This is a genomic window from Peijinzhouia sedimentorum, from assembly GCF_049340005.1.
Lineage (GTDB): Bacteria > Bacteroidota > Bacteroidia > Cytophagales > Cyclobacteriaceae > CAXBDP01.
On sequence record NZ_JBMPIY010000012.1, the window covers coordinates 83,279 to 96,063 of the forward strand.

The 12,785-nt window shown below is 35.8% G+C and carries 9 protein-coding genes; all 9 read left to right on the plus strand.

Going from position 1 to position 12,785, the window contains the following annotated elements; genetic code table 11:
• The first annotated feature begins 171 nt into the window (after positions 1 to 171).
• The 9 genes from ACOXY8_RS14430 to bioA all read left to right on the plus strand — a co-directional run bounded on the left by ACOXY8_RS14430 (position 172) and on the right by bioA (position 12,778).
• Positions 172 to 789, plus strand: coding sequence for a hypothetical protein (locus ACOXY8_RS14430; protein ID WP_458332314.1), 618 nt, complete (start codon positions 172 to 174; stop codon positions 787 to 789).
• 488 nt (positions 790 to 1,277) lie between these two features.
• Positions 1,278 to 1,895 carry a hypothetical protein gene (locus ACOXY8_RS14435; protein WP_458332315.1) on the plus strand — a complete coding sequence of 206 codons (618 nt, stop codon included), beginning with the start codon at positions 1,278 to 1,280 and terminating at the stop codon, positions 1,893 to 1,895.
• Between the two features lie 298 nt (positions 1,896 to 2,193).
• Positions 2,194 to 2,814 carry a hypothetical protein gene (locus ACOXY8_RS14440; protein WP_458332316.1) on the plus strand — a complete coding sequence of 207 codons (621 nt, stop codon included), beginning with the start codon at positions 2,194 to 2,196 and terminating at the stop codon, positions 2,812 to 2,814.
• 797 nt (positions 2,815 to 3,611) lie between these two features.
• Complete coding sequence (locus tag ACOXY8_RS14445) at positions 3,612 to 6,998, plus strand: methylmalonyl-CoA mutase family protein (RefSeq protein ID WP_458332317.1); 3,387 nt, start codon at positions 3,612 to 3,614, stop codon at positions 6,996 to 6,998.
• 29 nt (positions 6,999 to 7,027) lie between these two features.
• Entirely contained in the window at positions 7,028 to 7,432 is a 405-nt protein-coding gene (locus tag ACOXY8_RS14450) for an OsmC family protein (protein ID WP_458332318.1), read from the plus strand.
• Positions 7,433 to 7,586: 154 nt separating this feature from the next.
• Positions 7,587 to 7,823 (plus strand): hypothetical protein, encoded by a 237-nt coding sequence (locus tag ACOXY8_RS14455; protein ID WP_458332319.1) that lies wholly within the window; start codon positions 7,587 to 7,589, stop codon positions 7,821 to 7,823.
• A gap of 209 nt (positions 7,824 to 8,032) precedes the next feature.
• The gene (locus tag ACOXY8_RS14460; RefSeq protein WP_458332320.1) at positions 8,033 to 10,861 is read left to right on the plus strand and encodes an ATP-binding protein; all 2,829 of its coding nucleotides are present in this window, start codon (positions 8,033 to 8,035) and stop codon (positions 10,859 to 10,861) included.
• A gap of 38 nt (positions 10,862 to 10,899) precedes the next feature.
• On the plus strand, positions 10,900 to 11,520 hold the full coding sequence (gene bioD, locus ACOXY8_RS14465) for a dethiobiotin synthase (protein WP_458332321.1): 621 nt from the start codon (positions 10,900 to 10,902) through the stop codon (positions 11,518 to 11,520).
• Positions 11,501 to 12,778 (plus strand): adenosylmethionine--8-amino-7-oxononanoate transaminase, encoded by a 1,278-nt coding sequence (gene bioA, locus ACOXY8_RS14470; protein ID WP_458332322.1) that lies wholly within the window; start codon positions 11,501 to 11,503, stop codon positions 12,776 to 12,778. Before bioD ends, bioA begins: the two co-directional genes overlap by 20 nt.
• The last annotated feature ends 7 nt before the right edge of the window (positions 12,779 to 12,785 follow it).

A 12,785-nucleotide genomic window follows, 5' to 3' on the forward strand; every position in this document is an offset into this window, starting at 1 on the left:
ATAAACGACAATAAAAAGGCCTTTAGGAATTACCTGAAGGCCTTTTGCATTTACTTATAATAACTTTATGACATGAACAACATTATTAGGTTGTGAACGACATTTTTTTAGTCATAAACGCTTGTGTAATCGAAATGAACATACTATATTTGATTCATAAATCAGAAAGACATGAAAAATATCTTCACACCTGCTCTAGTAATCGCTTCTCTTATCACTTTCAGTGCTAGCGCTCAATTCTCAGGATTGAATGCTTCAACTGCAATTACAAAAGTGAATAGCGAAACAATTGCTACTGCTTCTGGTGCTACTAGCATCACTATGGATGTTGAGATCAACGAAGAGTCTAACTGGTTCACCGCTTTCTTGAATGACTACGCTGCTCTTGGTGATGTAGATGGAAATGCTAAAATCCAAGGTGTTGTAATCACAATGGAAAAAACCAACAATGCTGACGAAGTAATTTATGATGACGTTGTTAAGTTGTTTGTTCCGGCTTCTTTAACTTTTGACGGTGCGAAAAATCAAACGGCTGAAAGATCTGATTTAGTGTCAGCTAACAAAGCATCAATTGCTCCTTGGGCTGCAGGTTCTCAGAAAGTTGCTTACGGTACAGCTTACGACAACTGGGGACTAGACAATGTATCTCTTAATGACCTAAAAGAATTTGGTTTAGGTATCGAATTCAAAGCTGATTCTAACACTACGATCAACGTATCAAATATCAAAGCAACAATCTTCTTATCAAACGGCACTTCAACGCAAGTTGCTGTAAATAGCTTCAGATAAGACTAGTCTTTACAAATATTCTAAACCGACATTAACGTCGGTTTTTTTATGCCCAAAAATTAGTCAGGATTATTTGGTAATTGGCTACCAGAGCATATTGACTTTGGCCTTATCTATATTCCCTCACCTTCTATTTTGTACTAGTAAGAAGCCTTCAAAATCAAATTTCCAAATGCTTAATAGCCTCTAATCAATACCCATAATTTGAGATATTGGCAATCCTTAAAAAACATGAAAAGCATCCGAAAAACGGTTATGACTATGAATTCAAGAAATATTTGAAAAAAAATTGAAAATAATTTATTGACAATCACTGCATAAACGACAATAAAAAGGCCTTTAGGAATTACCTGAAGGCCTTTTGCATTTACTTATAATAACTTTATGACATGAACAACATTATTAGGTTGTGAACGACATTTTTTTAGTCATAAACGCTTGTGTAATCGAAATGAACATACTATATTTGATTCATAAATCAGAAAGACATGAAAAATATCTTCACACCTGCTCTAGTAATCGCTTCTCTTATCACTTTCAGTGCTAGCGCTCAATTCTCAGGATTGAATGCTTCAACTGCAATTACAAAAGTGAATAGCGAAACAATTGCTACTGCTTCTGGTGCTACTAGCATCACTATGGATGTTGAGATCAACGAAGAGTCTAACTGGTTCACCGCTTTCTTGAATGACTACGCTGCTCTTGGTGATGTAGATGGAAATGCTAAAATCCAAGGTGTTGTAATCACAATGGAAAAAACCAACAATGCTGACGAAGTAATTTATGATGACGTTGTTAAGTTGTTTGTTCCGGCTTCTTTAACTTTTGACGGTGCGAAAAATCAAACGGCTGAAAGATCTGATTTAGTGTCAGCTAACAAAGCATCAATTGCTCCTTGGGCTGCAGGTTCTCAGAAAGTTGCTTACGGTACAGCTTACGACAACTGGGGACTAGACAATGTATCTCTTAATGACCTAAAAGAATTTGGTTTAGGTATCGAATTCAAAGCTGATTCTAACACTACGATCAACGTATCAAATATCAAAGCAACAATCTTCTTCTCAAACGGTACTTCAACGCAAGTTGCTGTAAATAGCTTCAGATAAGATTTAGTCTTTACAAATATTCTAAACCGACATTAACGTCGGTTTTTTTTATGCCCAAAATTCAGCAAGCTAAATTAGCCGCAACTCTAAAGTGAATTGCATTCCCGCAACTCTTCATAATTAAACCTTCTTCTCTATTTGGGTATTTAATACAACTAAGTATTATGCTTTGATACACCACTAAAAGAAATTATTATTTTGAGTAAACAACAACATTAATGACACAAACAACGTTATTATATACATAAACAACAATTTAAATTGCTGTTTATCAATCTTAACTCTTAATTGTACTGTCATGAAAACTTTACTCACTTTCGCACTATTTCTTACAAGCTTATTCACCTTCAACGCATTTGCTCAGATGAATAGTTTGAGCTCTGCAACCGCAATAGCTAAAGTAGAAGTTGATGATTTGGCAATTGTTTCTGGAGCAACGGCAATCACATTCGACATTGAAAATATTGAAAATGCCAATTGGTTCACAACCCTGATAGATGATTACACAGCACTTGGCTCTTTAAACAAAAATGCGAAAATTCAAGGTATAGTATTGACAATGAATAAGGTTACTGATACAAATGAAATTATCTATGATGATGTAGTTAAATTATTCGTTCCAACTTCTTTGAGTTATGACGGTGTTAAAAACCAAACTAATGAGAAGTCTGATCTAGTTTCTGAAAACAAAGCCACTAACGCCCCTTGGAACGCTGGAAAAGAGAATGCAAAATATGGTACAGCATTCGATAACTGGGGTTTAGGTAATGTGACTCTTAATGATATTCAACAATATGGACTTGGCATTGAATTTAAGGCAGATTCCAACACAGATAAAATTAAACTTACGAATATTAAAGTAACCATTTACTTTGAAAACACAATTGGATCATTAACTAAAGTAAGTAGTTTTAGATAGAATAATTATTTTCACGAATTATAAATCCGGCTTTCAGTCGGATTTTTTTTTGCTATTCAAGACCCCTCAATCATATCAAGATCAAATATGATAAATACTTTAATAACTAAAATATTTATTGTCGTTAATGTTGTTTTTATGGTTGTTCATGGTTAGTTTTATATTGTTAACAGGATGATTTTGAAAATCAAATAAATCTTTAACAAAAAAGTCTTCTTGTGGCAGGTTTTGTTACTAGCGGTCTTGACCTAATTTACCCAAAGAAAGTCAGTGCAAACCACAGCATTTTCATTATGCTTTGAATTGTATATAAGACTAGATGGTATTGAATTAGTTAGATTTGATTTATCAAGAAGATATATAAACTTTTTATACTAAAAGCACAGTAAATTTAGTTGATTAAAAATAAGTATCTTATTGTTCAGACAGCTGTAACTGTCGCACATAATAATGACGCTACTTATTGAATATCAGTATATTAATATAGAAATCAACATAACGATTTTTCACAGCAATCAAGAAGGAAATACAAAGATAGTTTTGGTGAACTAAATTGTTTCAGGAATCGACAATTTCACCTAAAAGGGTTGGCGCAAGTCAATCCTTTTTTTGTTGCTATAGCTATTACAATCAATATTCATCTTAATTGAAAATAAAATATTAAGCGGGAGGTATAGAATTCCTGCAAACCAAATAAAATTTTATTACCGTTCATAGATTTAGGCTAACACTTGTTAGTCTTAGGTAGTTTTATCGTCAAAGAATTTTTAATTTCGTATTCAAAAAAATATCCTTGTATGACAACTGCGACAGCAAAACCATATAAACCAAAAAATCATATTCGAATCGTAACAGCTGCCTCCCTTTTTGATGGGCACGACGCTGCTATTAATATAATGCGTAGGCTAATCCAAGGCACTGGTTGCGAAGTAATCCATCTTGGACATAATAGATCGGTAAACGAAATTGTGAATTGTGCTATCCAAGAAGATGCACAAGCCATTGCTATAACATCTTATCAGGGTGGCCATGTGGAGTTTTTTAAATACATGCATGATTTGCTCAAAGAAAAAGGTGCTGAGCAGATTAGAATATTTGGCGGAGGAGGTGGTACAATCCTTCCTGAAGAAATTGATGAACTACATGCATATGGTATCACAAGAATCTACTCTCCGGATGATGGCCGCTCAATGGGACTACAGGGGATGATCAATGACCTCGTGGAGCAAAGTGATTTCCCATTAGGACAGAAACTTAATGGGCAAGCAAAATCCCTAAGCCCATCCTCTCCAAACTCAATTGCAAGAATTATTACTGGATTTGAAAACTATCCTGATGAGCATAAAGATATTCTTACAGATATAAGAACCGAATCAGAAACCAATAAAACGCCTGTACTGGGTATCACAGGTACAGGTGGAGCGGGCAAATCAAGTTTAGTAGACGAACTAGTAAGAAGATTTCTAACTGATTTTGAAGATAAAACACTTGCTATCATTTCAGTAGATCCATCAAAAAGGAAAACTGGTGGAGCATTGCTTGGCGACAGGATTAGAATGAATGCCATAGATAATGAACGTGTTTATATGCGTTCTCTGGCAACAAGACAGTCTAACTTGGCTCTTTCTAAATATGTGCAAGAAGCAGTGAATGTAGCTAAAGTAGCTGGGTTTGATTTAATTATACTCGAGACAAGCGGCATCGGCCAAAGTGATACTGAAATTATTGAACATTCTGATCTCTCATTATATGTGATGACGCCTGAATATGGCGCAGCTACGCAATTAGAGAAAATTGATATGTTAGATTTTGCAGATGTAATTGCGCTAAACAAATTTGACAAGCGTGGAGCCTTAGATGCTTTGCGTGATGTGAAAAAGCAATACAAACGAAATCACCAATTGTGGGATGCCAAAGACGAAGATCTGCCAGTATTTGGGACAATAGCTTCGCAGTTTAATGACCCTGGTATGAATCGTCTTTACAGGGAAATCATGAACCGAATTTCGGAAAAAACGGGCGCTAAATTGGAATCTAATTATATGATTACCAAGGAAATGTCTGAGAAAATATACATTATTCCTCCCGCCCGTACACGTTACCTGTCTGAAATAACAGAGACCATTCGCAATTACAATCAATGGACTTTAGACCAAAAATCAATTGCTCAGAAGCTCTATGCAATCGATAAAACCATTCAAAGTTTACAAGAGCATAAAGCAGATTATTCTGAAAAACTAATTACCGATCTCAAAGATCATTTTGAAAAAGTAGCACTAGATTTAGATCCTCGAAACAAATTAATCATTGATAAATGGGCTGAGAAAGTAGCCAATTACCAAGGTGAGGAATTTGTGTATTCAGTAAGAGGAAAGGAAATTAGAGTTCCTACTTACACCAAGTCATTATCTCATTCGAAAATCTCTAAAATTAGCCTACCAAAATATGAAGGGTGGGGAGACATATTGAGATGGTCTTTGCAAGAAAATGTTCCTGGAGAATTCCCTTATGCGGCTGGAGTTTATCCTATCAAACGCCAAAATGAAGACCCAACGAGAATGTTTGCTGGGGAAGGCGGACCAGAGCGTACCAATAAGCGTTTTCATTATTTATCCAAAGATATGCCTGCAGCTCGTCTGAGTACAGCTTTCGATTCGGTAACATTATATGGTGAAGATCCTGATTATCGACCTGATATTTATGGTAAGATTGGTAACTCAGGCGTAAGTGTGTGTTGCCTTGACGATGCAAAAAAACTTTATTCTGGGTTTGATCTAGCATCTCCAACAACTTCCGTATCCATGACTATTAATGGTCCTGCTGCAGCAATTTGCTCCTTTTTTATGAATGCGGCAATTGATCAGCAATGTGAAAAATACATCATAGAAAATGGACTGGAGAAGGACGTACAAGCAAAGCTTAAGAAAATATTTGAAGAAAAAGGCTATCCGCAACCTACCTTTCAGTCTGATTTGCCTGAAGGAAACAACGGACTTGGACTGATGCTCCTTGGTACTACAGGAGATAAAGTATTACCTGCGGATGTTTACAATGAAATTAAGAAGCGAACATTATCGTCTGTGCGTGGCACAGTTCAAGCAGATATCCTTAAAGAAGATCAAGCTCAAAATACCTGTATATTCTCTACAGAATTCTCTTTGAGATTGATGGGTGATGTGCAGCAGTATTTTATCAATGATAATGTGCGTAATTTCTATAGTGTGTCAATCTCAGGATACCATATTGCCGAAGCAGGTGCAAATCCGATTTCACAATTGGCTTTCACCTTGGCTAATGGGTTCACGTTTGTAGAGTACTATGTAAGCAGAGGAATGGACATCAACAAATTCGCTCCTAATCTATCATTCTTCTTTTCGAATGGTGTTGATCCAGAATATGCAGTTATTGGCAGAGTCGCTAGAAAGATTTGGGCAAAAGCTATGAAATTGAAGTATGGAGCAGACGAGCGTTCTCAAATGCTCAAATACCATATTCAAACAAGCGGGAGGTCATTACACGCGCAGGAAATCGACTTTAACGACATTCGTACCACATTGCAAGCTTTATATGCAATTTATGACAACTGTAACTCACTGCATACCAACGCATATGATGAAGCAATAACCACACCTACAGAAAATTCTGTTCGTAGAGCAATGGCTATACAGCTGATCATCAACAAGGAACTTGGACTTACGTCGAACGAAAATCCAATCCAAGGTTCATTTATCATTGAAGAGTTGACAGATCTAGTGGAAGAAGCTGTAATGCTTGAATTTGATAGAATTACAGAGCGTGGTGGCGTACTCGGTGCAATGGAAACAATGTATCAGCGCAATAAAATCCAAGAAGAAAGCTTGTATTACGAGACTTTGAAGCACACCGGAGAGCTTCCTATAATTGGTGTAAACACTTTCCTTTCCTCCAAAGGATCACCAACGGTGAGACCAGGCGAAGTAATTAGAGCAACGAATGAAGAAAAAGAAGTGCAAATTGGAACGCTGGAGCAGCTTAAAAAGAGGAATGCTAAAGAAATAGAGCAGAAACTGCAAAACCTAAAAGACGCAGCTGTCCAAAATGGGAATACATTTGAGGCCTTGATGGAAGCTACCAAATATTGCTCGCTCGGTCAGATTACAAGAGCTTTGTATGAGGTGGGTGGTCAGTATAGAAGAAATATGTAATACGGGTTAAAAAAAAGAAAATTACTAGAATGGAAACAACAACACGTTTTATCTCAGATTATGAGTATGAAGCCATAAATGAGAGTGGCAATAAAGTACAAATTGATATGTACTCTCGGGAGGAAAAGAAAAACCACTCTCCTACTGAACTGCTCTTATCAGCATTGAGCGCTTGCGCCTCTGTGGATCTGGTTCAAATGCTCAAAAAAAGAAAGAAAACAGTAAATGCACTTGAAGTAAGAGCAGTTGGAAACCGAAGAGATGAAATTCCCAAATCCTTTACTGAGATTACCTTGTACTTTAAGTTGACTTCGCCTGATGCAACAATTGAGGAATTCGAAAAACTTGCACACCTTGCAGCAACTAAATATTGCTCGGTAGCAGGCACATTAAATTGTGAGATTAAACATGAATATGAGGTGATAAGACCTTAAACAAAATCAAAATGATAAAATGCCAAGCTGTTTTCAGCTTGGCATTTTTTATATCTCAAGTTTATTCAAATTACTCTGTCGCAATTTCATACTAACAAAAATAGTATCTTCGACTATTCAATATTAATAGAAAAATGCAAATAAATATTTAATTATGAGGATTGTAAAAGAATTATCAGCAAAGGAAATTCGAATCACCATTTTTGATTGGAATGAAAAATATTTGATTAAATATGAAATTGGGCCATTAGAACAGACATACAAAATACCCAAGTGGGATGTTGAATCCGAAGAAGAATTAATAACAAAAATTGTTTCTGCTGAAATTCTTTCAGGGGTAGAGTTAAGGTTCGATGAGATGGGTAAAACTTTAAGGAAAATATCAAGTTAACCTTCAGAATAAATTCAAATTGCTAATTTAATTTTGAGAATTACTTGTTACAAAAGAATAGTAAAAAGTATTTCATAACTTTTTTATTGTTATTGGTTACCTTTTACAATCTTTGTCATTAATAGTAATAAGAAAAATTACTCTCACTTCTTTTTAGTTTTTTAATGCGAAATATTTTTTTTTCAAATAGTATTGAAATTGCACTATTAGTGGTGACATCTCTTCTGATATGGTCTGGATTCAGTCAACATTCTGCGGGATTAGAAGCAGAATCCATTACTGAAGCTAAAGAAATATTAGTTAATAATGTAGAAAAGCAATCTAAAGATTTTCAAGAGCATATCGAAAATCTTCACGCTGATTTATACCAAGCAATTGATAATCATTTTGGTGAGACTGAAATCACCTCTCAAGAACTCGCAGGAAGAGAAGTATTTATAGCAGACTACTTTCAAAAACACTTTCCAGCTGTTGATTCCATAATTATACATACACCAAAGACAGATTATCATTACAACTATGATCAAACTAATGGTCTGAAAGTAAAGGAGGAATCGAACATTGTCGAATACTGGATCGAAGAAATAAAAGAACCTACCTACGCTACTTTCAGAGGTTCTGAGATAGCTACTAGTAATAAGTCATTTGTCAAGAAAACTAGACTTAAGGAAAAATCAGAAGAAATTGTAATTGCTCCTGGACAAGTTGGTTTCAGGAAGAGTATCAATCAAAACAATCAGAAAATAGCTGATGTAACAGCTTTTGTTAACATGACAAAAGCATTTGAAATGCTAAATGCGGAAAATGAGTTTTCCGATCTCAAATATGCTCTTGTAGAAAAAAATGATGGATTACTTAGTAGTAATTTCACTTCAAACCCCGAGGGTTATCTTGAAAATACTAATGAAGGTGATTGGGTTATTTCAACAATTGTAGAAGACGGCAATCCTGTTTTATTGGCGGGAAGTACGTTTAGCTTGAGTGGAAACGATTATTCTGTAATCCAAGGCCTTGATGAAGCAACATTTATAAACCCAGAAAATTCAAATATTACTTATCCATTTGGAGCTGCATTACTTACTTTATTGACACTATTTGCCTTTTTGAAGTATCAGAATTATAAGAGCAAAAAAATAGCTTCAAACAGTAAGGCATACGCTAGCGAATTGGCAACCCAACTTGCTATCGTAATGAAAACTGAAGACCAATTTATTTACAAAATAAATCCAGCAGGAAACGTAGTTTTCGTCTCTGACAATGTGAAGTCAGTTACTGGATATCATACCTCCGAAGTTATAGGTAAAAGAGGCTTTAAACTTAGTGATAATCCTATCAATAAAGCTCTTGTCGCTAACGGGAAATTCTTTGGATCGTTCCCTATCAAAGATGCTTGCAAAATTGAGATTGTAGATAAGTACGATAAAGCTGTTTGGCTAGAAGTAGTGGAGCAGGAAGAAAAGAATAGAAGTGGCGAAGTAATAGGTAGATTTGGTATTGCCAAGAACATTACCCAAAAGATCGAATCAATCGAAAACCTAAAAGCTTCCCAAGCCAATAAAAGCGCCCTATTAGAAGCAATCCCAGATGGTATTATATCTCTAAATAAAGATGGGTTCTTAATCGATTGGAAAAATCCATCAGAAAAAGAATTTAAATTTGACTTTAATCCTAGCACAGGGAGTAATCTGCTAGACGTATTTCCTAAACAAGTATGTAGTGCTATTTTTAGCTCTTTCAACGAAGCAGTAAAAACTCAAAAAGCCGTAAGATCTGAATTTACTTGGCTAGAAAACAATAACAAATATCATTACGAATGCAGAATCCTAGTTGTCAGTTCCAACAGCTATATGATTCTAGTAAGAGACATTACTTCACAAAAATTGTTTGAAGAAAGCCTTGAGAAAGAAATAATCTCTGCAGAGGAGGCTTCAAAAGCAAAGGATCAGTTTATATCTACCGTAAGTCATGAATTGAGAACACCACTCAATGGCATATTGGGCATGAGCACCTTGCTGGAAGAAACGAAGCTAAGCGAGGAGCAAAAAAATTTCCTCAAAACACTAAAATTCAGTGCCGATTCGCTTAACAAAATCATCAATGATATCCTTGACTTTTCTAAAATAGAGGCTGGTGAAATTCAGATAAATGAGCAACAGATTGATATTAAAGAGCTTTTGGATGAAGCCATTAATAATAATATTGAACTAGCCAATCTCAAGAATATCCCAATTAATTATCTGATTGCGAATAACGTAAGTCAAAATTACTTGGGCGACGAAAAGAAAATTCTTCAGGTATTGAACAACCTGATTGAAAATGCGATCAAATTCACTGACAAAGGTGAAATTTCCATTCAGGCTAATTTAGTCAGAAATGAAGATGAAACTTCATCTGTTCAATTTATGGTAAAGGATACTGGAGTAGGAATCGATCAGCAACAAATCCCTACTCTATTTCAGCCTTTTACTCAAATTGATTCTACAGATACTAGAAAGTATGGAGGGACAGGATTAGGTCTGGCAATTTGTGCCAAGCTTGTGAACCTAATGAATGGCCAAATTTGGGTAGAAAGTGAAGTGAATAAAGGCTCTTCATTTTTCTTCACAGTGCAGATAAAAAATGCTGCCCAAACAGTGCCTGCTAATTACGAGGCTAAAATGGAAGCTCTTCCTAACCAAAAAGAGAACCTAGAAATTCTATTGATGGATGAAAATCCAATTACAGCATTGATGTTTTCATCAAACCTCCAAAAATTGGGACACAATGTGAAACCATTTAGATCAACGCAAGCAGATCTTCCAAACAACATTGATTTGATAATAGTGAATTTCAAATCCAGTCCAGGAATTACAGGAGACTATTTAAGGGAGTTACTAAGCAAAAACTTTGAAAGCAAACCAAGAATAATTGGAGTAGGATTAGATACAGACACTTCCAACAAGAATACAACTGGTTACCATTTCGACAAAGAAATTATTTTTGCTTCGGACATGAAAAACTTCCAAAAACAACTGGAAAACACCTTCGATTCTATTTAAACTGATTCAAAATCCCTTTCCTTTTTTACCTTTGGTGTATGGATTATTTCATCACAGCCATAGGTACAGATAGTGGAAAAACACTAGTTTCCGCTATCTTTTGTGAAGCCTTCAATACAAATTATTGGAAGCCAATTCAGTCGGGTCAACCAAAGGATTCTGATACAATTGCAAACCTGATTGAGAATCCGAACGAAAGGATTTTTCCTGAAGCCTATTTTTTAAAAACGCCTGTAAGTCCGCATCAAGCGGCAGAGATAGATAGTATAGAGATTGACTTGGATGCGATCAAACGCCCAAGCTCCAGTATTCCTATCACTATCGAAGGAGCGGGAGGATTGTTAGTACCTATTGGCCCACACTTGTATATTGCCGACCTTATCTCCAAATTCAATGCTAGTTTAATACTCGTTTCCAACTACTATTTGGGCAGTATCAACCATAGCCTATTAAGCATTGAATACTGCAAATCCCATGGAATACCCATTAGGGGAATAGTTTTGAATGGCAAAAAAAATGAATACAGTAAAAGGGCAATTCTAGAAGCAAGCGATACACCATTACTCTTAGAAATTGAACAGGAAGAAATAATCGATAAGGCAACAGTGGCGAAATACGCCAAAATATTGAAAGGAAACTATGAGCGATTTAATCAGTAGAGATAAGAAAGTTGTTTGGCATCCATTCTCTAAAATGAAGGGTGATTATCCCATCATTCCACTTAAGGCTGCAAAAGATGAATTTCTAATTACAGAGGATGACACGGAGATTATAGATGGCATTTCCAGTTGGTGGGTAAATATCCATGGTCATAGCAACACGGAGCTTGCACAAGCTATGTACGACCAAGCTTTGAAATTGGAACACGTGATTTTTGCTGGCTTCACCCATGAGCCTGCAGTCAAATTATCCGAGAGTTTATGCCAAATTTTACCGAACAATTCACAAAAAGTATTCTATTCGGATAATGGCTCTACAGCCATAGAAGTAGCATTGAAAATTGCCATGCAGTTTTACTTCAACAAAGGCATAAAAAAGAGTAAAATAATTGCTCTATCTGGAGCTTATCATGGCGATACATTTGGAGCTATGAGTGTAGGAGAAAGAGGAGGTTTCACCACTCCATTCCATCCATACTTCTTTGATGTAGAGTACCTAACTTTTCCTGCTGATGAGCAAAATGAAGAGGCATCATTAAAAGAACTTACAACAATAATTGAGGAAAATGACGCCTGTATTTTCATTTACGAGCCATTAGTACAAGGCGCTGGAGGAATGAGGATTTATAGCGATTCTTGGTTACAAAAGGCCTTGGAAATAAGCAATAAACCTAATTGTATTCGAATTGCTGATGAAGTATTTACAGGCTTCGGTAGAACAGGAAAGCTCTTTGCCTCAGAATATTGCCAAGCCCAAGCAGATATAATTTGCCTTTCAAAAGGGATCACCGGAGGCATATTACCATTAGGTGCTACAGCCTGTAACAACAGAATTATCGATGCATTTGAGTCCGACAATTGGGAGGAAGCATTCCTTCATGGGCATTCATTCACAGGGAATCCTGTGATAATGGCTGTGGCCAACAAAAGCTTAGAAATACTGCTTAGAACTGAAACAAGAGAAGCTATAGCCAGAATTGAAAAGCAACAAAAACAAATAGCTGATTCATTGAAGAACCATCCTCATATTTTAAAAGTAAATTCCATAGGAACCATCCTTTCTATAGAAGTAAAAACATCGACCGATGCAGGGTACTTTAATTCAATGAGAGAGAAAATCTATTATTTCTTTATAAGTAGGAATATATTGTTGAGGCCATTGGGCAATACAATATACTTTTTACCTCCATACATAATTTCTTCAAAATCATTTGCTAAAGTTCACAATGCAATTAAGGAATTCATGGATTCATTATAGCCATTTT